This window comes from Halanaerobacter jeridensis, from assembly GCF_016908315.1.
Classification (GTDB): Bacteria; Bacillota; Halanaerobiia; order Halobacteroidales; family Halobacteroidaceae; genus Halanaerobacter; species Halanaerobacter jeridensis.
In genome coordinates this window covers 12,828-36,277 of sequence record NZ_JAFBDQ010000013.1, presented here as the reverse complement: position 1 = coordinate 36,277, position 23,450 = coordinate 12,828, and the positions used below count along the sequence as shown (strand labels likewise).

The 23,450-nt window shown below is 33.3% G+C and carries 22 protein-coding genes; all 22 read left to right on the top strand.

What is annotated here, in order from left to right; all coding sequences use genetic code 11:
• Positions 1-219 precede the first annotated feature (219 nt).
• Positions 220-444: a hypothetical protein gene (locus JOC47_RS11555; protein ID WP_204702235.1), complete on the top strand. Its 225-nt coding sequence runs from the start codon at positions 220-222 to the stop codon at positions 442-444.
• Between the two features lie 78 nt (positions 445-522).
• Entirely contained in the window at positions 523-1,488 is a 966-nt protein-coding gene (locus tag JOC47_RS11550; RefSeq protein ID WP_239551160.1) for an Rpn family recombination-promoting nuclease/putative transposase, read from the top strand.
• A 655-nt stretch (positions 1,489-2,143) separates the two neighbouring features.
• Entirely contained in the window at positions 2,144-3,196 is a 1,053-nt protein-coding gene (locus JOC47_RS11545) for a hypothetical protein (protein ID WP_204702234.1), read from the top strand.
• A gap of 16 nt (positions 3,197-3,212) precedes the next feature.
• Positions 3,213-3,875, top strand: a complete 663-nt coding sequence (locus tag JOC47_RS11540; RefSeq protein ID WP_204702233.1) for a hypothetical protein — start codon at positions 3,213-3,215, stop codon at positions 3,873-3,875.
• A gap of 20 nt (positions 3,876-3,895) precedes the next feature.
• The gene (locus JOC47_RS11535) at positions 3,896-7,222 is read left to right on the top strand and encodes a hypothetical protein (protein ID WP_204702232.1); all 3,327 of its coding nucleotides are present in this window, start codon (positions 3,896-3,898) and stop codon (positions 7,220-7,222) included.
• A 9-nt stretch (positions 7,223-7,231) separates the two neighbouring features.
• Positions 7,232-7,390, top strand: a complete 159-nt coding sequence (locus JOC47_RS11530; protein WP_204702231.1) for a hypothetical protein — start codon at positions 7,232-7,234, stop codon at positions 7,388-7,390.
• A 662-nt stretch (positions 7,391-8,052) separates the two neighbouring features.
• Entirely contained in the window at positions 8,053-9,888 is a 1,836-nt protein-coding gene (locus JOC47_RS11525; protein ID WP_204702230.1) for a DEAD/DEAH box helicase, read from the top strand.
• Between the two features lie 254 nt (positions 9,889-10,142).
• Complete coding sequence (locus JOC47_RS11520) at positions 10,143-10,493, top strand: four helix bundle protein (protein ID WP_204702229.1); 351 nt, start codon at positions 10,143-10,145, stop codon at positions 10,491-10,493.
• Positions 10,494-10,520: 27 nt separating this feature from the next.
• Positions 10,521-11,279, top strand: a complete 759-nt coding sequence (locus JOC47_RS11515; RefSeq protein WP_338035348.1) for a ComF family protein — start codon at positions 10,521-10,523, stop codon at positions 11,277-11,279.
• 274 nt (positions 11,280-11,553) lie between these two features.
• A complete protein-coding gene (locus tag JOC47_RS11510) occupies positions 11,554-11,949 on the top strand; it encodes a TIGR03826 family flagellar region protein (protein WP_204702228.1) in 396 nt (131 codons plus the stop codon).
• 186 nt (positions 11,950-12,135) lie between these two features.
• On the top strand, positions 12,136-12,426 hold the full coding sequence (flgM, locus tag JOC47_RS11505; RefSeq protein ID WP_204702227.1) for a flagellar biosynthesis anti-sigma factor FlgM: 291 nt from the start codon (positions 12,136-12,138) through the stop codon (positions 12,424-12,426).
• A gap of 13 nt (positions 12,427-12,439) precedes the next feature.
• The gene (locus JOC47_RS11500; protein WP_204702226.1) at positions 12,440-12,892 is read left to right on the top strand and encodes a flagellar protein FlgN; all 453 of its coding nucleotides are present in this window, start codon (positions 12,440-12,442) and stop codon (positions 12,890-12,892) included.
• A gap of 34 nt (positions 12,893-12,926) precedes the next feature.
• The gene (gene flgK, locus JOC47_RS11495) at positions 12,927-14,339 is read left to right on the top strand and encodes a flagellar hook-associated protein FlgK (RefSeq protein WP_204702225.1); all 1,413 of its coding nucleotides are present in this window, start codon (positions 12,927-12,929) and stop codon (positions 14,337-14,339) included.
• Positions 14,340-14,354: 15 nt separating this feature from the next.
• Positions 14,355-15,248, top strand: a complete 894-nt coding sequence (flgL, locus tag JOC47_RS11490; RefSeq protein ID WP_204702224.1) for a flagellar hook-associated protein FlgL — start codon at positions 14,355-14,357, stop codon at positions 15,246-15,248.
• A gap of 129 nt (positions 15,249-15,377) precedes the next feature.
• Positions 15,378-17,051, top strand: coding sequence for a flagellinolysin (locus tag JOC47_RS11485; protein ID WP_204702223.1), 1,674 nt, complete (start codon positions 15,378-15,380; stop codon positions 17,049-17,051).
• A gap of 35 nt (positions 17,052-17,086) precedes the next feature.
• Positions 17,087-17,641, top strand: a complete 555-nt coding sequence (locus tag JOC47_RS11480) for a DUF6470 family protein (protein ID WP_204702222.1) — start codon at positions 17,087-17,089, stop codon at positions 17,639-17,641.
• A 25-nt stretch (positions 17,642-17,666) separates the two neighbouring features.
• Positions 17,667-18,107: a flagellar assembly protein FliW gene (gene fliW / locus JOC47_RS11475; protein WP_204702221.1), complete on the top strand. Its 441-nt coding sequence runs from the start codon at positions 17,667-17,669 to the stop codon at positions 18,105-18,107.
• A 49-nt stretch (positions 18,108-18,156) separates the two neighbouring features.
• On the top strand, positions 18,157-18,393 hold the full coding sequence (gene csrA, locus JOC47_RS11470) for a carbon storage regulator CsrA (RefSeq protein WP_239551158.1): 237 nt from the start codon (positions 18,157-18,159) through the stop codon (positions 18,391-18,393).
• Between the two features lie 307 nt (positions 18,394-18,700).
• A complete protein-coding gene (locus JOC47_RS11465; protein ID WP_204702220.1) occupies positions 18,701-19,795 on the top strand; it encodes a flagellin N-terminal helical domain-containing protein in 1,095 nt (364 codons plus the stop codon).
• 108 nt (positions 19,796-19,903) lie between these two features.
• Positions 19,904-21,010, top strand: a complete 1,107-nt coding sequence (locus JOC47_RS15765) for a flagellin N-terminal helical domain-containing protein (RefSeq protein WP_204702219.1) — start codon at positions 19,904-19,906, stop codon at positions 21,008-21,010.
• Between the two features lie 109 nt (positions 21,011-21,119).
• Positions 21,120-22,220: a flagellin N-terminal helical domain-containing protein gene (locus tag JOC47_RS15760; protein ID WP_204702218.1), complete on the top strand. Its 1,101-nt coding sequence runs from the start codon at positions 21,120-21,122 to the stop codon at positions 22,218-22,220.
• A gap of 109 nt (positions 22,221-22,329) precedes the next feature.
• Positions 22,330-23,439 (top strand): flagellin N-terminal helical domain-containing protein, encoded by a 1,110-nt coding sequence (locus tag JOC47_RS15755; RefSeq protein WP_204702217.1) that lies wholly within the window; start codon positions 22,330-22,332, stop codon positions 23,437-23,439.
• Positions 23,440-23,450 lie beyond the last annotated feature (11 nt).

The window sequence follows — 23,450 nt, the reverse complement described above, 5'->3', positions numbered from 1 at the left end:
TCTTGCTACCTTTTTTAGAGCACATTGTAAATTGTGATAATAAATAAGATCCCATTTTTTCAAAAATGGGATCTTATTTATATATAATTAGTGCTGAGATTTTTTCTTTATCCTCATTATTTGTTCTTTTGATAATTCGCTGGCTTCAACTATTTTATCCAGTTCTACATCTACTGCCAATAAATTTTCAACTATCCTAACATATAGGGTAAAGCTAAGTTGGAACTTAAAGCATTGACTAAAGAAGTAGGGATAAGTGTAGCAGCAGATATGGTATCTAATAGTGTTCCGGGTGGTAGAGTAAAAATTTTAGAAGAATTAGGAGCTAAAGTTAAGGCTAAATTAGAGAAAGCTATTAAGAAAAATATTTTAACTGAGGTTAACGCTCGGAAGTTTTCATTTTTTGCTATGATTTTCAGGTATACAAAATATATTTTGAGGTAAAATAAAGAATATAGGATTTGTAAATGACCTTTTAAAACCCTTAAGAATAAGGTATAATGTAAATACGAGGAGAATTTAATGAATAAGATTATAATAGAAGATAAAGAAGATCAAGAATTAATGGATCCGAAGGTTGATTTTGTCTTCAAGAATATATTTGGTTCTGAAGAGCATCCTAATATTTTAATTGCTTTTTTGAATGCAGTATTTGCAACTAAAAACACAGAAAAAGAGATAGTGAAAATAGAGATAGATAATGCTGAAATCAATAAGACTTGGGATGATGATAAACTATCCCGTTTAGATGTCAAGGCTACTGCAAATGATAAAACTAAGATCAATGTAGAGATACAGCTAGAGAACCAATTTAATATGAAAAGAAGATCCCTTTTTTACTGGGCGCGATTATATACTTCTCAAATAAAGAGTGGAGATCCTTATCGCAAACTAAATAAGACAGTAGCAATCAATATTTTAAACTTTGATTATCTAGAGGCGATGGATGGATATCATAACGCTTTTTTACTCAAAGAGAAGGATACTAATCAAGTTCTAACTGACTTAGAAGAGATACATTTCATTGAATTGACTAAATTTGATGATACTGAGTATCAAGAGATAGAGAGTCTAGATGAGATTGAAAATGATCTAATACCTTGGCTGCTATTTCTCAAAAATCCTGAGAGTGAGGTGGTAGAGATGATTGAGGAAAGAGTTGCAGAGCTGAAAGAAGCTGCCGAATCTCTAGAAGTGTTGAGTCATGATGAAGATGCTAGAGAAGAATATGAGGCTAGGCAGAAGGCTATCCATGACCATATCAGTAATTTGGAAGAAGCAAAACGAAAGGGAGAGGAAAAAGGCAGAAGAGAAGGTAAGAAAGAAGGTAGAAAAGAAGGTAGGAAAGAAGGTAGGAAAGAAGGTAGAAAAAAAGGCAAGGAAGAAGGTAGAAAAGAGGAGAGAAAGAAAGCAGAAAAAGAAAAGAGAGATGGTCAAGAATATGTTGAAGAATGGTGTAACAGTAGATATAATAGTCAAATCAAGTGAACTATCAAAAGAAGAAGTCAAAGAACTCAAGAATGAAATAGGATAGTAGAATTAGTTTTCCGAGAGTAGTACTATTTTCAAGATCACAAAAGAAGAAAGAATATGAGATTGAGCCAGTGGGAGAGGTCCTGCTGGCTCATTTACTATTTTTTGGGTGCTAATAAGGTGACTAATGACCTACCTGAAGGGCAAGCCCGTTCAGGTTTCTTCATTCATTAAAACGAGCCTAATCTGAACCTACCATAAATGGCAAGACAAATCAGGTCTTACAGTTTCTAGACCAGCCAAAAGACTGGTTGAGGCAACTTACAACGCCTCCAGAAGCTTTAATTCCCGTCAGCCCGACGGTAATGTATTATATTTTTTTTACCCTTTGTGAATTTATAGAGCAGCTTGGTTGTCGCTTGCTCTTTATCGTAGGGGTTCATTTTTTTGACTTATATTTAGTATATCTTATTTTAGAAATAATATTCAATTATTTCTAAAATGTTGTCATTCAGCCCAAAGGCAAGCCCATTAAGGTTTTCTGACAACTAATGCAATAACCATGAAAAGATAGAAAAATATAACAATTAATAGCAGGAAAATGTAAGCAAGTTATATAATAATAAATAGAGAAGGCTGCAAATTATTAATTAGTAGAGGTGAAAAAGGAATGGGGAAACTAAATTTAAAACCTGCTATATATGTTATATTAATCATTTTAATCCTTCCTTCAATTATAGGAGATGTGACTAGCTATTTTGGATATCATAATAAAGAAGATGTGAGAGCAAAAATGAAGAGTCATCTCTATCAGAAATATGGTAAAGAGTTTATGGTAGATAGGATAGGAACTAGAAGCAGTCGAGGGCAAGTATTTTACCAAGCAAGAATTTATCCCAAAGCAATTATTGGAAGCAAGAAACAGTGGGATGACTATTATTATGCTAGTGCAACAGTAGATAAATTATCGTATGGTAGATTAGGAGAAGTAGGAGATAGTTACAGCTATGTAGCTCGAAATATAGATCTGGAAAAGTACTTACTGCCGCAAGTTAAAAGTCAATTTGGAGAAAGAGTTCTGTTAAAAGTTGATGTAGAACACAAAGTCACCGGAGACGGAAGTTGGTGGGCTGGTTATAAATCAAAAAGCTTAAAAGAAATGAGAAAAGAAGTAAATAATGACCCTGAGCATAATAGAATTGAATTAAACCTTGATGTATATGTGTTTGATAGGATAGAAAATCAAACCGAAAAAGAAAAACGGAGAAAAGATATATTTGAATTCGTGCAGTATTTGAAGGACGAAGGTTTTTTTGAGTATTTGGAATTAGGAATAATATTTGTGGATGAGAGAGTATTAGCACCTAGTTATGAAGATTTCAAATATGAAATAAAGAATACTTATCAAGTAAAGGAAGAGATAGATGAGAAAGAAGTTGTGCTCCCGCCAATGAAATTGCGTAAAGAATTTTCAAAGAAATTACAGAAAGAAATAGATGAAATGAGTCAAAAGGAATTAGTGGAGAAGATTAATCAAATTAAGAAAAGTAACGCAAATAATTTAATTGAAAATAATGGACAGAAGGCAACATATATTTATTCCTGGGGTATGATTAAAGAAAAATATTCTTCATCCATAGAAGATAGAGACAGGAATAGAGACTATAGCAAGTTAAAGCATGTCAGATTAGGGAATAATTTAAAATACATTTATAAAAACTAGAGAGGAGATTATTAGAATGGATAAAGTTAGAGTAAAACATAAAGAATTATTAACTTTTAGCAATTTAACAAATTTAGAATGGGAATTTGTTAAATTGAAACAGGAAAACAATATGGAATTAGATAGTGAAGAACCCGAATATTATAAACTCGAAGACCTATTAACCCCAGAACAATTTGCAAAAACAAATGAAGAAGGAGAAGTAGAGCAATACTGTTACATAGAAGAAGTCAAAAAAAGGGAAGAATTAACTAATGAAGATATTGAAAACGGTTTAGTTCAAATGAGAAGTCAAGCCGGAGTAGCAATGGAATATAAAGAAAAGATGGAAGCGGGAAATGCAGAAGGTGACTTTTTAGGAGATTGGGAAGTAATTTATGGAGCAGATAAATATAAAATTATGAAAGAATATATTGACCAACGCTGGGAACCGATTAAGAAAATATTAGAGAAAGAAGGACAGAAAGTTCCAAATGAACCACCGTATGCTTCGCGGGATGATTTAAAAGAAAAGCATGAAGCTAAGTTGGGTCTTAAAGCGTTGACTAAAAAAGTAGGGATAAGTGTAGCAGCAGATATGATATCTAGTAGTGTTCCTGGCGGCAGAGTAACAATTTTAGAAGAATTAGGAGCTAAGGTTAAGGCTAAATTAGAGAAAGCTGTTAAAAAAATATTTTAACTGAGGTTAAAGAGATTAATGTGAATTTGTATTTGATTGCAAAGTTGTTAGAAGCGCCTGAAAATTTAGAAAACTTACATAATGTAGTTCAAGAGTATAAGAAACTTGTAGAAGATAATGATGATTTTCAAAATTTAAATCAAATTCTAGCTGAAGATAATGTTGAAGGAATTAATTTAACTGAGAAAATAGATTTATATGATGCAGAAAGATACAAAGATGAAAATTATGGACAGGAATTTAGAGTTTTAGTGTTAAAAAAGAGACTAGCGGAGAATGATCAAATAGTAATTGCCTATAATGGTCATAAATTAGGCTCTGAAAAAGTTTTACCGGACGAATTCACAGGTTTGCAGATCGTATATGCTCAAATGGCAGCAAAATATCCTCATGCAGAAATAACATTTACTGGTTGTAATGGTGGAGCAGATTTAGCTTTTATTAATACTTTGTTTTCTAATCAGCGGAGGGAGTATCAAATTAAGTCTGGAGATACTGTCATAGACGAAGGGAAAAAGTTAATTGGTAGTGATTGGCAGGGGAAGCTAAAGAAGAAAGATGGAACTGCTTTTACCCGAGATGATAATTTGATTTATTCGGGCGAAAAAATGTATTATGATCCTTTAGAAGCTAATAAAATTAAAGCTGCATTATTTTATGATCAAGCAAGTAATATGAAAGAGTTTTTGAGTTTTAGTAAGCACAATTTAGATGCGGATTATCAACCATGGATTCAATTTGCTATAAAAGGAGTAAAAGGGAATCTTAAAAATACTGCTAAAGGTGCAGTTAGTCTTTTACTTACTTCTATGTTGGGAAGAATATTTAATAATGCGCTAAGAAATAATAGGCTGCTGACTTTTATAGTATTAGGATATAATAGTCTTAGTAGTTTATTAGCTTGTTCATATATTCCAGGTTCGTTGTTAGAAACAATATTAAAAGTGAAATCTTTAAGTTTAGCTACCTCAGCTGGAAATATGTTGGTGGTGGGTTCAATTGCGGGTTTGATATTTAGCAGTGTTGTTTTAGGTTTGTTATTAGGACTGAAAATTTGGAATAATCAACAGCTACAGGAGTATTATCAACTTTTAAAAGAGCTTAAACTACTTAGCAGAGATGAAACTAAAGAGGGAATTAAAGGCTATATTACAGATTGTTTTTTAAAAGAGAATAAAGCTAGGCTAACAACTTATCAATTGCAAAATTATGAAAAGAAGGCTGTAAAAGTAGATATTGAAGCCAAATATGGAATTTATATTACTGACAGAAATTTACAATCCAAATTAGATCTATCCACAGCCGAGTCTACAATTTTTGTGAGAATGATAGGGGAGCGAAATAATTTTTTAAGATTTATTAAAAATGAAGACAATAATGTGTATCAACTAAAAAGTATTATCAAAACTAATAAAAACTATGCTACTGAATTTCCGCAAGCTAAAGAACTTAAAAAAGCAAAAGAAAACTATAAAGAATATTTAGCAGAAGTGCATCCTGATATCATTGATAATCAAGGTGTTTCTGATACTGTGATTTTTTATGAAATTGATTTAGAACCTTTATCTGAGATAAATAAAAAAATCAAGCAGTTAAAAGAGAATAGTGATTTGAATAAGCAGGAAAAGAAAGACTTAGAGCAATATTTTAAAATAAAAAAAGATGATTTTAAAAGAGTACAAGAAAAATTAAAAGAGTATGAACTACTAGGAAAGACTTTACGTCTATTTGGAGAAATGCAGCGGGTATATCAAATGCAGCATGAAATTTTCGAGATCATTTTTCCTATAGAGAAAGGGATAAAAATTGCGAAAAATATTTCTTCAGTAGAGCAAGAAGATACTAGAATTGATGATTTAGGAACAGTTAATGAATCTATATTTATGCCTTATATTAAACAAGGGAATAAGAATTCCCAAGCAGCAGGGGATTTAGGAAAAAATATAAGAGAAGATTATATCGCAAGTATGGTTAAGAGTATGTTGCAGAAGTATAAAGAAGTAAAAGATGAAGGGTATTATAAATCAATGTCTTATGATCGTTCTATTTCTCCTTCGCTGTTAGGGTCAACCTCGACGGCTAAAAATAAAAATGCAATTTCAAAAGTTAAGTATGGTGTAGAAGACTATAAAAAAGAATACAAACATGATTTTGAGGTAGAATTAAAGAATATTTCAGGAGAAAAGAAAAAGATTAATCAAGAATTTTTAAAAATAATTAATCAAGTGCAGTGTAGGGAAATTAGAAATGCTGCTTATGCTGGTAGTATTAATAAATTTGATAAGACAGTTTTTTTTAACTACTATCAAAGAGTAATGCAGCAGATAGAAAATAATCCTCAATTATTAGAAAAATGTTATCAAATTAAAGAAGTACAAGGGAATAAAGAGTATCCTAACGCTACTCACTCAATTACTTTTAATAGGGATTATAAAAAGAAACTAGAGTATAAATATAATCCTTGTGATGAAATAATAGGCGGGAATTTAAAGTTGTATGTTAAAGAAAAAGAAAATAAAGAAAAAATAGCTAATACAGCTCGTAAAGAACAACCTAAAACCCAAAATAATATTTCAGAAATCCAAAAGGAAATGTTAGCCGAAAGAGAAAAGAAAATTATTGCAGCTCAAAAAACAACACCGAGCCCTAAATTTAGCAAGAACAAAAAGATAATAATTTCTTTAAATAATAAAAGCTCAGTTGACGAAATCAAAGAAGCAGCCCAAATAGTGATCAGTGAAGCGAAGAGAAAAAAGAAGCCGATAATAGCAGAAATGTTAGAAGACTACTTGTCCGGTATGTATAATCAGAAGCGAGTTGATGCTAAAAAATTAAGAGGGTTAGATGCAGTTAAGACTGCTGAAGTAGAACTTAAATTAAAAATTGATAAAAATTTGGTCTGGGAAATAAATCGTAGAGTTTTTTCTAAGCCAAATTTTAAGCCGGGTGAAAGACTAACATTTGATCTTAAAGAATCAATGTTAGTTAATCCTTATAATAGCACTATAGAAGAATTTTTAAACCCATCAAAGCAATCTAGATTAACTGTTGAAGCCAGTTTTGTATTGGAAAAGATGGTAGATCGCGATAAGTTAAAACTCAGGGGAAAAATGAACTATAGTTGGAGGAATAACTATCGTTGGTTAGCGGGGCGAAAAAAACGAATTGGTGACTATGGGTATATTGATGATTATTTATTAAAAAAATTAGCAGATGAGAAGGTAGCCAAATCTTATAAAGTATATTCAAATTGGAATTATTACCTTGAAGATAGTATTAGTCTTTTAACCTCAGGAGTGGATTATTCAAAACACTGGTATTGGAAGGACTTTTTATTTTTAGTTTAAAAGATTGAATTGAAATATATAAAGAAGAGTGAATATGATGATCAAGGTGCGAGTATAGTCCAAGAAAAAATCGAGAAAGCTAAAGAGCAACTATTAAAATATAAGCAAGCAGATGAATTGAATTCAAGAGAAAACTTAAAAAAAGATAGTATTAATTTTTGTGGGTGACAAGTGTGTGAAGCAAAAGGAATTAGACTGAGTTAGTGGGAGAGATCCTGTTGACTCATTTACTATTTTTTGTAGCAAAAAAAGAGACAATGGTTTAGTCTGAATTATGTAGTTTAGGATTTATATGAGATTATTGGAAAGTTTAAAATTAACTTGTGTTTATAGTGGACAGATTAAAATTGTTGACCCGGCCAGAGCATTCTTGAAGAATAATCTATATAAAGTGTAGCTTCGAGATGCCTGAGCAAGCATTTCTTCGTTTAGAAATTTAGGATGATTCGTCTAAAATTCGTTCAAGAAAAAATCAATTCCACTTAATTTAAATTGGAAATTAAGTAATACAGAATTGATTTTTCTTTCACTTCATTAAGACTCATTAGCATCCTAAATTTAATGCCACTACGAAAAACTTACTCAGGCATCTAATGATAGTTTTACTTTAAGTGTGGGAGCAGGGAGATACCATTTTGGGGTTGCTTATTTTTGATTGTGCATTTGGGTTTGACTTTAACTGTCTTACTGCTTAACTATAAAGTGAAACTTAATATAGATTAATCTCACCAACCTTAAGTGGTTGTTTTTTATTTTTTTTGCGTTTGTTTCCTATAGTTGAATTAAATTCAAAATAATGGTAAAATAATCAATGGAAGGAGGAGAGAATTATGAATATGCCTGGATTTATAATTTATTTAGTAGGAGATAAGAAAAAATATAGAGTTGGAGTTTCACAATTTCCAGAATTAGACGCTAAGTATTATTTAGAGCAAGGGATGTTAGAAGATAGTTGGGATTTGTTTTTATTGACTGAGAAATTAAGCTTATTGAAAGCTGATTATATATATAGAAAGTTTAGTACTGAAGAAGAAAGGCAGTGGAAGCATTTTGATAGTGATTTTTTTGGATTAAGGATATTTAATTTTTTTATCAAAATGGATAGTTTAGGTGGAGTATTAGACCATAAGAAAAAACAGCTCAGAAAGTTATTAACTCAATTAGAGTTAGAGGACAAGCTGGCTTTACAAAAGATTGCTGCTGAAGAAGTAACAAAAGTTAATTTAGCTGCGCGAGAAGAATTAAATCAAGTTTATCATTTAATTCAGGGGCGTAAATTATATAAGACTGAAATTATAAAATTAGTGAGAGAGAATGATAGTGTAATTGATAATTTAGATCAAACCTTACTGCAGTTGCGTTTAACTAATAAGTTAGCTTTAGTTCCATCAGTTAAGTATCGAGGTCAGGAATTAATCTGCCAACGTTGTGGTAGTACTAATATAATAGAAGTAGAATGCAATTATTGTTATGCTCAAGATTATTATTGTCAAGATTGTACTTTATTAGGTGAAGCCAGAGGTTGTCGGGGTTTGTATTTAATACCAGGCGACAACCAAATTGAATTTAAGAGTATTCAATTACAATTGAACTTTCAATTAACAAAACTACAGAGTAAGATTTCAGAGCAGTTGGTTGATTTTTTGTGGAAGCCAGGAGAAGAGATGATGCTGTGGGCGGTCTGTGGGGCGGGGAAAACTGAAGTGAGTTTTAATGTAATTGTGGAGTGTTTAGCTCAAGGGGGGCAGGTATTGTTTGCCATTCCTCGCAAAGATGTAGTGATTGAATTAGCTCAAAGATTGAAAGAAGCTTTTCCAGATATTAAAATCAAGGCTTTATATGGGGGCACTACTGAACGCTATCAACAGGCGGATTTGGTAATTGCTACTACTCATCAATTATTACGCTATCACCGAGCTTTTGATTTAGTTATTTTAGATGAGATGGATGCCTTTCCTTATCAAGGTAGTGCAATGCTGCAGCGGGCTTTATATCAGGCCAAAAAGAAATTGGGGAAATTAATTTATATGACAGCCACTCCTAAGCAGGCGCAGCTTGATTCTCAAATGCCGATAGTTAAATTACCCTCGCGCTATCATGGTCATCCCTTGCCGGAGCCAGAATTAATTACGGCTGATTTAGAATATAATCAAGATAGTGGGGAAATATACATAACAGAGGAAGTAATTGCTCGCTTGAAATTATCTGTGGAACAAGACTTGGCCCAGGTGTTTTTATTTGTACCGACAAAGAAGTTAGTGCGGTCAGTGACTCAGTTTTTAGAACCTCGATTTCCAGTTGTCAATGGTCAAAGCTGGGTGCAGGGTAGCCACTCTCAAGATAAGAATCGTGATGAAAAAAGAGAATCATTTGCGGCCGGAGAGTATCCGATTTTGGTGTCAACTACGATTATGGAACGAGGGATTACGGTTGAAAAGGCGAATGTGATGGTTTTATTTGCTGATTATGATTTTGTGTTTAATGAGCAGACTTTAGTGCAAATGGCTGGTCGTTCAGGTCGGTCGGCTAAGTATCCTCAAGGCAGAGTCTGGTTTATAGGAGAGGAAATTAGTGAAGCGATGGAAATAGCTAAGAGACAAATTATGACGCTTAATGAAGAGGCCAGAAAAAAAGGGTATTTAAGGACAGTTAATAATAAGGAGTAAAGAGGAAACAAACAGTGAAGAGTAACAAGAATAAAGCAGTAAAGAGAAAAAAAGTAAGAAGAAAAAAGTGATGAGAAGAGATTAAAGAGTAAAAATAAAAGATAAAAATTAAAAAGCAAGAAGTAAAGAAAAAAGAGAAAAACAAAAAGGAAAAAGATAAAAAATTGTAGGGACTTGGCATGCCAAGTCCAGGTTTTGAATTTGATTAAAGGTTTTAGATTGTCTATTATCAATTGATAAAATAGAGGTGAATAATGATGAATTGTGCACAAGATTTGGAATCATTTAAATTGGCCCATGATCTGACTTTGGAGATTTATAAATTAACAGCGGAGTTTGTTGGTGAGCAAAGACAAGGTTTAGGTTCTAAAATTCGTGATAGAGCTGAAGATATTAATGCTAACTTATTAGCGGGGAGTCAATTGAACTCTCCGGAATTATATAAAGAAGCAGTTAATAAGTCAAAAATTTTATTAGGACAGTTAGAATATTATTTAATGTTAGCTAAAGATTTAGAGTATTTAGAGGAGCAAAAACATGCCGGACTGCAGCACCGGATTAATCAATTAAATCGGATTTTAAGTGGAATGAAAAAAGCGCTGTAAAGCAATTTTCAATTAACATTAAATGAGGTGATTGATGTTTTATCAAGATTATTTAATGAATTGTGTGATTTGATCTATCCTGAGTTTCCTAAATGTCCTGTTTGTGAGAATGAATTTGAAGCACGGGAAGTAGAATTATGTGAAAAATGTATTGAGAAGATAAACTTTGTCTATGAAGATTACTGTAGTAAGTGTGGTAAGGTTGTAGATGAGAATACAGAATTGTGTGTGGACTGTAAAAGCTATGAGCGATATTTTACTACAGCAAGAACAGTTGGAGTTTATGATGGGGGATTAAAAGAGTATATTAAGTTCTTTAAGTATCAGAAACGGCGACGGCTGGCAAAAAGCTTGGCCCAGTTGATGATTATTTATATTGAGCGCTTCTATGACCCACGGGAGTTTGATTTAATAACTTATATTCCCTTACATAAGAGTCGGATGCAAGAGCGGGGCTTTAATCAGGCTTATTTGTTGGCTAAAGAAATAGCCGATTATTTCAATTGGCCCTTGCTAAGTTTGTTAATGCGAGAGCAAGCTACGGTTAAGCAGAGCAAATTGTCGAAGTTGGCCCGGAGAAAAAATTTGAAACAGCAGTTTAAAGTTATAAATCATCAGCAGATAAATCAGCAAAAGATACTGTTAGTTGATGATATTTATACTACGGGAGCAACAGTTAATCAGGCTAGTAAAGTTTTATTGAGGGCAAAAGCAAAAGAAATAAAAGTAATTACTCTCGCCACTGGAAAAGATTTAAATTTAAACAAGGGAATTGCGGAATTTTGACGAATAATTTAATATAAGTATGAGTTTAAGTCTAAGGCTAAGTATAAGGTTGAGTCTGAGTAAAAGTTTAAGATCTTAAACTTAAGTTAAAATATTAGTTTGAGCTTAAGTAGATTATTGGAATTAAATTTAAGATCGTAAATAAAATAATCAGCAATAAAAAATAAGATTAAGACTGAGTATCAATTTGATCTAGATTTGAGATTAATTCTTTTTTGAGTTTTTACTTTTGTTTAACCTTAATCTTAGTCTTAATGCTTCCGGGGGTGGGATAATGGATTTAAAAAAATGTACTAACTGTGGGCAGATATTTGCGGCTGCAAAAGGACAAAAAATTTGTCCAGACTGTTTAGCTGAAGAAGAGGCTAAATTCGAAAGAGTAAAAGATTATTTATGGGATCATCCAGGAGCAACTATTCCTCAAGTGAGTGAGGCAACAGATGTGGGAGAAGCAATTATAAAGAAGTTTGTTCGTGAAGGACGATTAGTTGAAGTGCAGGGTTCAAATATAAAAGTAGAATGTCAAAAATGCGGCAAGCCAATTAGCCAGGGTAAATTCTGCAGTGAGTGTAGTAATGAACTTGCTAATGATATTCAAAAAAGCAAATCTAAAAAGAAGAAAAATAAAAGTAAAAGAAATAAACAAGAAAAAATGTTTACAAGAGATTAAATATAAAATGACGGGTTTAATGCAGAATAGTCGATTATAGTAGACTTAATCTGTTTTAAACCCTTTTTTTTATTTCAAATGACAATTAAACAATTTTTGTTTTCCTCGATAACAGTAATGTGAAATTATATTATTATGTAATTTTAACCCTTTTAATAAAATTTTAAATCGAGGTAGGTGGGGAAGATGAAAATCGATTCTGTAGGAGTTTCCAAATTATTGAGTAAGTATAATAATCAAAATAAAAATGATAAGACAGACAAAACTGAGGCTGGTTCTAAAAAAGATAGTTTTAGTATTTCTGAAAGTGCGCAGCAATTACAGAAGGCTAAGGCTGAAATGAATAAGATTTCAGAAGCACGTCAAGAAAAAGTTAAAAGGCTAAAAAAAGAGGTTGAACAAGGAACTTATAATGTTTCGGGAGAAGAAGTAGCAGAAAAGATGTTAAACCAGGCTAAATTAAACAAACTGGTTTAAGGAGATGATGTGATTGCAACAGTTGGTTGATATTTTAAAGGGAGAGTATACTTTATACCAAGATTTATATAATTTAGCAGATAGGAAAACAGATTTAATAGTAGATGCAGAAATAGAAAAGTTAGAAAATGTGATTGCTAAAGAAGAAAAATTAGTTAAGCAAGTAAAACAGTTAGAAGCTAAACGACAGCATTTGACCGGGGAACGTAGTTTAACGGAATTTATACATGATACTAACCCTCAGTCTAAGGAGCGTTTAGAAGATTTAAGAAATAAATTATTAAATCTAACTACTAAGTTACGAGAAACTAATCAATTAAATAATAAATTATTAAAGAATGCTCTGCAGTTAACTAATTTGAATATAAATTTATTGACTAACAATAGCAAGCAAGGAACTTATGGTAAAAAAGGTTCTATGGCAGAAGAACAAGGCTCTGAATCAATGTTGAATCATAAAGCATAATTTAGAAAATTTGAAAAGAATTCGAGGTGATAAGATGGGATCAACTTTTAGTGGATTAGAAATTGGGAAAAAGGGCTTATGGGCTCAGAAAAAGTCATTAGAAGTAACAAGTCATAATATAGCCAATGCTAATAATGATAGTTATAGTCGGCAAGAAGCGATTCAAACAGCTACTAACCCACTTAGTGTTTCAGGGGCAGGACAGATGGGAACGGGAGTAGAAGTTAGTGAAGTTAGAAGAGTGCGAAGTGACTTTGTTGATGAACAAGTAAGAAAAGAAAAACGGACTAAAGGATATTGGGAAGTTAAAGAAGAATCCCTTAAAGAAATGGAACTTATTTTTAATGAACCTTCTGACCAAGGTGTACAGCAGACAATGAGTGATTTTTGGAATGCAATGGAAGATTTAAATAATAAACCTGAAAGTAAAGCAGTGCGGGCTACAGTTAGACAACGTGCTTTAGCAGTAACTGATACTTTTAATCATATTGATGAACAGTTAAATGATTATAAATTATCAGTTGATTCGCGAGTACAAACAACAGTTCAAGATATTAATTCTCATGCTAAAAGAATTGCAGATTTGAATAAGCAAATTGTTAGAGTGGAAAGCGATAATCAAGATGCTAATGATTTGCGAGATAAAAGAACTCAGTTAGTTGGTAAATTGTCTGAATTAACTAATATTCAAGTCAGTGAAAATGAGGTTGGATCAATGAGGATCAGTATCAGTGGTCGAGGACTTGTGCAAGGTGAGAATGTTACAGAATTAGAAGTGAAATCTAATCCTTCTAATGATGATTTATATAAAGTTCAGTGGAGTGATGGAAATGATGTTACATTAAAAGATGGAAAATTAGAAGGATTGTTGGAAGTGCGGGATAAAGATATATCTAAGTATAGATCTCAATTAGATGAAATGGCTAAAACATTAATTGATGAAGTTAATGCTCAGCATCAGCAAGGTTATGGATTAACTGATAACGTCCAACGTGACTTTTTTACTGGTTCAGATGCAGGTAGTATTGATTTAATAGATGAATTGAAAGAAGATGCTGGAATTCAAAAGATTGCAGCAGCAAGTCAATGGGCAGATAGTAATGGTGATGGAACGAATGATTATGCTGGTGATGGTAGTAATGCATCTGCTCTGTCTGGATTGCGTAATGCTGGTACTATGAATTCTGGGACTACCACTTTTAGTGATTATTATGCCTCTAATATTGCTCAATTAGGGGTAGAAAGTCAGCGAGCCCAAAGAATGATTGATAATCAAGATACTCTTATAACTTCTTTAGAGCAAAAACAAGAATCAATCTCAGGTGTTTCTTTAGATGAAGAGATGAATAATATGATTAAATATCAACATGCTTATAATGCAGCAGCGAAAGTTGTTTCTACAATGGATGAGATTTTAGGAACTGTAATTAATGGTTTAAAGAGATAGAAGGAGGGATGATTGGTGAGAATTAGTAATGAATATATGGCAAATAATTTAATAAAAAATTTGAATGAAAATAGAGAAAAATTGAATGAGTATAATGAACAGCTGTCTACTGGGAAACAGTTTGATTTGCCATCGGATGATCCAACTGGTGTAGCTACTAGTATGAACTTGGATTCTAAAATTGAGCAAAATAAACAAAATATCAGGAATATTGATGAGGGAATTGGATGGAGTGAATCTACTGATTCTGCTTTAGGTCAAATGACTGAAGTAGTGCAGAGAGCTAGAGAACTAGCTTCCCGAGGGGCTAATGGTTCTTTAAATGAAGCTGATCGTCAAGCCGTAGCTGATGAAATTCATCAATTACGAGAAAATGTAGTGGAGATAGCTAATACTACTTATAATGATCGCTATATTTTTAGTGGTCAAAAAACACAAATTAAACCTTATAAAGGAATTAATGATTTTTCAGCTCATCCATCTGGAGATGGATATAATGGAGATAATGGAGATATTAACAGAAAAATATCCTCTCAGTCTAGTCTTAAGATTAACCAATCGGGAGAAAATTTTGAAGATATATTAGATCACTTAAATAGTTTGGAAAATGATCTGCGTAATGATGATGCTAAATCTATTTCTAATAATAGAATTGATGAATTAGATGAAGATTTAGATACAATTTTACAAATGAGGTCTGAAAATGGGGCACGACAAAAAAGAATGCAGTTAACTAAGAATAAATTAGAAGAAGATAAAATTAAATTCCAAAAGCTATTGTCTCAAAATGAAGATGTTGATATTGCTAAGACAATTATGGATTTGAAGATGAGTGAAAATGTTTATCGAGCAGCATTATCTTCAGGGGGAAGAATTATTCAGCCTAGTTTGGTAGACTTTATTAAATAGAATAAAAAAGCAGTAATTAGAAATTAGTAATGAGTAAAGAGAGAATAGAAGCACTAAAATAGATGAAGTTTTGATAGTAATTCGGGGGTGCTAATAAGAAAAGTATGTAGTTGAAGGGAGGATAGAGAAGTGAGAATTAATACTAATATTTCAGCTTTGAATTCTTATAATCAATTACGGCAAACAGATGATATGATGCAGGATTCACTTGAAAAATTATCGTCCGGGAAAAGAATTAATAAGGCGGCAGATGATGCTGCAGGTCTTGCTATTTCTAAAAAGATGAAGTCGCAGATTAAAGGACTTAATCAATCAGCCCGTAACATACAAGATTCTATATCATTGGTTCAGACGGCTGAGGGTGGATTGAAAGAAGTCCATTCACTATTACAAAGAGGTCGGGAATTAGCAGTTCAGGCTGCTAATGATACTAATACTAAAGCAGATAGAGAAGAAATCCAAGCAGAAGTTGACCAGATTAATGAAGAAGTAACTAAAATAGCTAATACAACTGAATTTAATAATCAGAAACTATTAAATAAAACGTCTGCTAATGCTGATTTACAGCAAAAAATTACTGATAAATTAAAAGATGGTTGGCTGCGGCAGGGCGAAGATTTAGTGTCTAGTGCCTATGGTCTAAGTGGAACCGGAACAAAAGACTTAAATGTTAGTTTTAGAGAAGGGTCTGAAGGTGGGGTGGCTGCTCTTGTTAATCAGCAGTGGAGTGTTGCTGGTGATTCAGCTACTTTGCAGGATTTAACCTTGGACATCGAATTGGCTGATTTTGACCCTAGTACTGGTGATAGTGGTGAAAACTCTATAACTCAAAATGGAGGTTCAGTCTATAACGATCGTATTATTGCTCATGAAATGGTGCATACAGTGATGGCTGATAATATGGGTGATGATTTCTTTGATATGCCGACTTGGTTTAAAGAAGGAGCAGCAGAATATGCTCATGGTGCCAATGAACGATTAGAAAATGATGTTGCAAATGCTGGAGATGTTCAAAATATTGTAGATAGAGCAGTTGACTTAATTAATGGTGCATCTTGGAATGGCACTAGTGAAGATTATTCTGCATCTTATTTATCTGTGAAGTATTTGCAGGAAAGTGATGGTTCTTCTATGCAAAACATTATTTCAGGTATAGATGATAACAATGATACAACTGATAATACAATTGGAGCAATAGTTGCTGAAAGTAGTAATTATTCTTCACAGGCAGATTTTACTTCAGATTTGCAGGCAAATGGAGCATCTTTTTATAGTAGTGATGTGACCTCTGAAACTGGAGTTGGTGCTATAGGTAATAATAATACTTCGGCTGAAGATATTTCTAGTGGATTAATGGATGGTTCAGATAATAATATGAATAATTTTACTGCGATCTATCCTGAAACTGATGAAGTCGACCCTTTTAAAATGCAGATTGGGGCTAATGGTGGTCAGACAATGGAGATTGGAATGACTAGTGTTACTTCAGATAGCTTAGCGATAAGTGATATTGATGTAGTCAACTCTGCTTCAGAAGCAATTGATAAGTTTGATACAGCAATTAGTTCTATTTCTTCGACTCGGTCTAGATTAGGAGCAGTGCAAAATAGATTAGGACATGCTCTTAATCAGAATAATAATACAGCTAAGAATTTAACTGCTAGTAAATCACGAATTAAAGATACTGATATGGCACAGGAAATGGTTGATATGAGTAGAAGTCGTGTTTTGAAGCAGGCGGGAACATCAATGTTGAGTCAAGCTAATCAAAAATCACAAGGAGTTTTGCAATTATTAAGTTAATATTAGAGAGGATAACTTTTTAGGAGGTGTGATGTATGTCTACTGAGTTAAGGATTAATCAACAGTTTGCTAAGCTTAAATTAAATATTAAGCCTCCTGAAATGTCTTTACAGACTGATACTTCAGCTGAGTTTAGTATTGATAAACAAGAGGGTAAATTAAAGATTAATACTAGACATGCTAAAGTAGAGATCAATTATGATCAAACTCGAGCCGTACTTAATCATAGAACTCAGCCTATGTATAGTGATAAAATTGCTAAAGAAGGTTATCAAAAGTCTATGCAAGGGATTAAGAGGTATGCCCAGCAAGGAGACCAACTAGCTAGAATTGAAAACAATGGTAACCCTTTAATTAGTCAGATAAAATCTAACTATAAAGATAGCAAGAAAGAACTAACCTTAAAGTGGAAGCCTAGTCCTCAAATAAAAGCATCTCTTGGCGAGGTTAAGACCGATTATACACCAGCAAAATTAAAAGTTAACACGCAATCTAGCTGGCCGAAAAGTAAATTAAATTGGGGGAAAGTAGAAGGCTATTTAGACCCTGAGCCTAAATTAGAAGTACAAGCAGTTGATGTTAAAGCATAAATTATTTTAAGTAGGAGGCGGTAAAGTGAAAATAGGAACAAATAAGTTTGGTGAAATAGAAATAAATAAAGAAGAGATTGTTGAATTTATAGTGGGGCCTTATGGTTTTGAAGAACTAACTGATTATGTTTTATTAGCCGAGGAAGATTCATCGTTATTTTGGTTGCAGTCAGTTGAAGACGAAGATTTAGCATTTGTAGTTAGTGAACCATGGACATTTTATGAAGACTATGAATTTGACCTTAATGATAATGTTAAAGAAAAATTGAATTTAGATAACAAAGAAGAAGTTTTAGTAGTTAATATGATTACAGTACCTAATAATAAACCAAGAGAAATGACAATGAATTTAAAAGCTCCAATAATAATTAATAAAGATGATAAATTAGCTAAACAAATTATTTTAAATGAAGGAGATTATCCAGTTAAGTATAAATTATTAGATGATGAAGAAGCTTTAGCTTAATTAACAAAAATAATAAACAGGGAAGTTTAATCATCCAAGGAGGGATGTAATGATGTTGGTTTTAACTCGTAAAGAAGAAGAGAGTATCATGATAGGTGATGATATTAAAATAATGGTGTTAGAAGATAGCGGCGGACAAGTAAAGTTAGGGATAGAAGCTCCGCGGGATATAGATATCTACCGCGAAGAAATATATGAGCAGATTAAAGAAGAGAATAAGAAAGCTTCTGCTATAAATGTTGATAATCTAAAAGATTTAACTAAAAGTATTAAGCAAGAAAAATGAGATTTTAAGTCAAAAGGGGTAATAAGCTAGTAAATGAGTGTTAAAGCTCTATAAATAGATTTAATTAGATTATTTGGGTTTTAATCAATTTTAAAAGATCAAGTTATTTGTCGATAATTAAAATAGAAAGAAAAATTTTAGTAATTGGTGGTGCCTTGAATCTATTTTCAAGGTAGCAGTGATTACTAAAATCAATTTTATCCCGGCCGGGTAAGGTTGATTTTAAGTCTAAATTTTCAGCAAAGAAGCTGAAAAGAATCGTTTCAGGTTAGGTATTTGCTTCAAGTTAAACAAAGGGCTGATATATATGAGGATAAATACAAATGTAGCAGCTTTGAATGCTTATAATCAGTTGAAGCAGACTAACGAAGCGATGAATGATTCACTAGAAAAGTTGTCTTCTGGTCAGCGAATTAATCAAGCTGCAGATGATGCAGCAGGTTTAGCAATTAGTGAAAAAATGAAATCACAGGTTAAAGGGTTGGCCCAAGCGCAGCGGAATGCCCAAGATGGTATTTCAATGATTCAAACTGCTGAAGGTGCATTAAAAGAAACTCATTCAATTTTACAACGGATGAGAGAGTTATCTGTGCAGGCAGCAAACGATAGTAATACAAATTCAGACCGAGAGGAAATTCAAAAAGAAATAGGTCAATTAACGCAGGAAATCAATCGCATTGCTAATACAACAGAATTTAACACTAAAAACTTACTTGATGGATCGCAAGAAGACAAATCAATTCAGCGAGATGTAACTGATGGTGTATCTGCTGCTGTAACATTTAATGGGCAGGTAGAATTTAATGCCACATATACTGTAAAGTATGATAGTGCTGCTAGTGCTACCACTGTTTTAAATAATAATGGGGAAATAGTAGCTCAAGGTGAAGGTGGTGTTTCAGGTGGCGTTGCTACTTTTGATGGCATGACTTTTGATGGCAGCGGCGGAAATACTGGAACAGTCACTATTCAAGCAGGACGAGCAGATACTAGTGGTACTGATGATGCATTAACTTTTCAAATTGGAGCTAATGGTGGTCAAGATACTAGTTTAGGTATTAGATCAATGAAAGCTGCCGATTTAAATGTACAAACAGGAACAATTAATGTAGAAACTCAATCTGCAGCAGAAAAAGCAATTGGAGTTATTGACAATGCAATTGGAAAAGTATCAGGTGAACGTGCTAAATTAGGAGCTAAACAGAATCGTTTGAATAGTACAATTAATAACTTACGTGCTTCAGAAGAAAATTTGACAGCAGCGAAATCAAGAATTAAAGATGTAGATATGGCACAAAAAATGATGGAATTGAGTAAGTTGCGTGTCTTGAAGCAAGCAGGTACTTCTATGTTAGCTCAAGCAAATCAGAAGTCACAAGGAGTACTTTCTTTACTTGGATAATTATGATGTTAACTACTAGCATTTAGCAAGTTAAATGGTTAAATGCTAGAAAAATAAATTCCAGCAAGGAAGCTGGAGAATACAAACTACCTCAAGGAGGAATTCATAATGAGAATAAATACAAATGTAGCAGCGTTGAATTCGTATAATCAATTGAAACAGACTAATCAAGCGATGGATGATTCATTAGAAAAGTTATCATCTGGTCAAAGAATCAATAAGGCAGCAGATGATGCAGCAGGTCTAGCAATTAGTGAAAAGATGAAGTCACAGACTAAAGGTTTGGCCCAAGCACAAAGAAATGCTCAAGATGGTATTTCAATGATCCAGACAGCAGAGGGGGCAATGAAAGAGACACACTCCATTCTGCAGCGCATGAGAGAGTTATCTGTACAAGCAGCAAACGATAGTAATACAGATGCTGATCGAGGAGAAATTCAGAAAGAAATGACTCAGTTGGGTGATGAGATCCAGAGAATTGCTGAAACAACAGAATTTAATACTAAGAATTTACTTGATGGTTCACAAGAGGATAAAAGTATAAGTGCTACTATATCTGACACTGGTGCTGCAGCAGCATCTTTTAGTGGAGCATCTACAGTAGAATTTGATGGTACTTATGAAGTAAGTAGATTTGATACGGCAGGTAATGGAGTAATAGTGAAAAATGAAAACAATGAAATTGTAGCTCAAGCTAGTGGTAGCGCTACAGTTGAATTTGATGAAGTTGTATTTGATGCTAGTGGTGTTGGAGGAACTGCTACATCTGAAGTAGAAGTTACTGCTGGTCAAGTTTCAGGAAATATAAGTTCTGATAATTCCTTGACTTTTCAAATAGGGGCTAACGGTGGACAAGATACTAACTTAGATATTCAAGCAATGGGTAAAGATGATTTAAAAGTAGCAACTGGTGATATTAATGTAAAGAGTCAATCTTCAGCAGAAATAGCAATTGGTGTCATAGATAAAGCAATAGGAAAAGTATCAGGGGAACGTTCAAAGTTAGGTGCGAAGCAGAACCGCTTAAATAGTACAATTAATAACTTAAGTGCATCTGAAGAGAACTTGACATCAGCGAAGTCAAGAATTAAAGATGTAGATATGGCCAAAGAGATGATGGAAATGAGTAAATCACGAGTCTTAAAGCAGGCAGGTACTTCTATGTTAGCGCAAGCTAATCAGAAATCGCAAGGAGTACTTTCTTTACTTGGATAATAATTAATATTAATTATAGCGTTTAGCTAGTAAATTTACTAGCTAAACGCTATAAGATAAATTCCAGCAAGGAAGCTGGAGAATACAATACCTCAAGGAGGAATTTATAATGAGAATAAATACAAATGTAGCAGCATTGAATTCGTATAATCAATTGAAACAGACAAATCAAGCGATGGATGATTCATTAGAGAAGTTATCATCTGGTCAAAGAATTAATAAGGCAGCAGATGATGCAGCAGGTTTAGCAATTAGTGAAAAGATGAAGTCACAGACTAAAGGGTTGGCGCAAGCACAGCGAAATGCTCAAGATGGTATTTCAATGATCCAGACAGCAGAGGGGGCAATGAAGGAGACACACTCCATTCTGCAGCGGATGAGAGAATTGTCTGTTCAGTCAGCAAACGATAGTAATACAGATGCTGACCGAGCAGAGATACAAAAAGAAATGGGACAATTAAGTCAAGAAATTGACCGAATTGCTGATACAACTGAATTTAACACTAAAAATTTACTTGATGGTTCACAAGAGGATAAAAGTGTAGCTCGAAGTATTAATACAGCAGCTTCTAACCATACTAGTGGTATTAGTGGTGGAGCAGTAGCTTTTAATGAAGAAGTAGAGTTTAATGCAACTTATACTCTTGAAAGTGTTTCTAGTACAGGAACTATTGTTAAGAATGAAAATGATGAAGTAGTTGCCAAAAATACAGGTGGTACTGCTAGTTTTGATGGTATGACTTTTGATGCTACTGCTCAAAGTGGAACTGTAACTATTGAAGCAGGTAGAGCAGATACTAGTGGCACTGATGATTCTTTAACATTTCAGATAGGTGCAAATGGCGGTCAAGATACAAGTTTAGGCATTAGGTCTATGAAATCTGAAGATTTAAATGTAGGAACAGGAACAATTAACGTAAAAAGTCAATCCTCAGCTGAAATAGCAATTGGAGTTATTGATAATGCAATAGGCAAAGTATCAGGAGAACGTTCAAAGTTAGGTGCTAAACAGAATCGATTAAATAGTACAATTAATAATTTAAGTGCATCTGAAGAGAACTTGACATCAGCGAAGTCAAGAATTAAAGATGTAGATATGGCCAAAGAGATGATGGAAATGAGTAAATCACGAGTCTTAAAGCAGGCAGGTACTTCTATGTTAGCTCAAGCTAATCAGAAGTCGCAGGGAGTACTTTCTTTACTAGGATAATAATTAATATTAATTATAGCGTTTAGCTAGTAAATTTACTAGCTAAACGCTATAAGATAAATTCCAGCAAGGAAGCTGGAGAATACAATACCTCAAGGAGGAATTTATAATGAGAATAAATACAAATGTAGCAGCATTGAATTCGTATAATCAATTGAAACAGACAAATCAAGCGATGGATGATTCATTAGAAAAGTTATCATCTGGTCAACGAATTAATAAGGCAGCAGATGATGCAGCAGGTTTAGCAATTAGTGAAAAGATGAAGTCACAGACTAAAGGGTTAGCGCAGGCACAGAGAAATGCTCAAGATGGTATTTCAATGATCCAGACAGCAGAGGGGGCAATGAAGGAGACACACTCCATTCTGCAGCGGATGAGAGAATTGTCTGTTCAGTCAGCAAACGATAGTAATACAGATGCTGATCGAGAAGAAATACAGAAAGAGATGACTCAATTAGGTGATGAAATCGAAAGAATTGCTGATACAACTGAATTTAACACTAAAAATTTACTTGATGGTTCACAAGAAGATAAGTCTGTTCAATATACTGTTTCTGGTGCTGCTGGTTCTTATGGTACTGGAAGTGGAGCAGTGGAATTTGATGGTGATTATACTGTGCAAGCAATGGATGTTGACGGTGATGGAACAAAGACTAGTGGTACTGTAGAAGTTTTAAACGAGAATGATGAAGTTGTAGCAAGTAATACAGGTGGAACTAGTGTTACATTTGATAATGTAGAATTTACTGCTAGTGCTTCGGGTACTACTCTTGATGTTAATGTAACTAGTGGTACTTCTGGAGGTGCAGGTGCTGATAATTCCTTGACTTTCCAAATAGGTGCGAACGGTGGACAAGATACTAACTTAGATATTCAAGCAATGGGTAAAGATGATTTAAAAGTAGCAACTGGTGATATTAATGTAAAAAGCCAATCTTCAGCAGAAATAGCAATTGGTGTTATAGATAAAGCAATAGGAAAAGTATCAGGAGAGCGTTCTAAGTTAGGTGCTAAACAGAATCGATTAAATAGTACAATTAATAACTTAAGTGCATCAGAAGAGAACTTGACATCAGCAAAGTCAAGAATTAAAGATGTAGATATGGCCAAAGAGATGATGGAAATGAGTAAATCTAGAGTATTAAAACAAGCAGGTACTTCTATGTTAGCACAAGCAAATCAGAAGTCACAGGGAGTACTTTCTTTACTAGGGTAATTATATTAAAT

Coding starts and splice junctions, on each gene's coding strand:
- JOC47_RS11510 (WP_204702228.1), top strand. CDS start 11,554: ATGGATTTAAAAAAATGTACTAACTGTGGGCAGATATTTGCGGCTGCA.
- flgM (WP_204702227.1), top strand. CDS start 12,136: ATGAAAATCGATTCTGTAGGAGTTTCCAAATTATTGAGTAAGTATAAT.
- JOC47_RS15765 (WP_204702219.1), top strand. CDS start 19,904: ATGAGAATAAATACAAATGTAGCAGCGTTGAATTCGTATAATCAATTG.
- flgK (WP_204702225.1), top strand. CDS start 12,927: ATGGGATCAACTTTTAGTGGATTAGAAATTGGGAAAAAGGGCTTATGG.
- JOC47_RS11465 (WP_204702220.1), top strand. CDS start 18,701: ATGAGGATAAATACAAATGTAGCAGCTTTGAATGCTTATAATCAGTTG.
- JOC47_RS11545 (WP_204702234.1), top strand. CDS start 2,144: ATGGGGAAACTAAATTTAAAACCTGCTATATATGTTATATTAATCATT.
- JOC47_RS11520 (WP_204702229.1), top strand. CDS start 10,143: ATGATGAATTGTGCACAAGATTTGGAATCATTTAAATTGGCCCATGAT.
- JOC47_RS11550 (WP_239551160.1), top strand. CDS start 523: ATGAATAAGATTATAATAGAAGATAAAGAAGATCAAGAATTAATGGAT.
- csrA (WP_239551158.1), top strand. CDS start 18,157: ATGATGTTGGTTTTAACTCGTAAAGAAGAAGAGAGTATCATGATAGGT.
- JOC47_RS11540 (WP_204702233.1), top strand. CDS start 3,213: ATGGATAAAGTTAGAGTAAAACATAAAGAATTATTAACTTTTAGCAAT.
- JOC47_RS11525 (WP_204702230.1), top strand. CDS start 8,053: ATGAATATGCCTGGATTTATAATTTATTTAGTAGGAGATAAGAAAAAA.
- JOC47_RS15755 (WP_204702217.1), top strand. CDS start 22,330: ATGAGAATAAATACAAATGTAGCAGCATTGAATTCGTATAATCAATTG.
- JOC47_RS15760 (WP_204702218.1), top strand. CDS start 21,120: ATGAGAATAAATACAAATGTAGCAGCATTGAATTCGTATAATCAATTG.
- JOC47_RS11480 (WP_204702222.1), top strand. CDS start 17,087: ATGTCTACTGAGTTAAGGATTAATCAACAGTTTGCTAAGCTTAAATTA.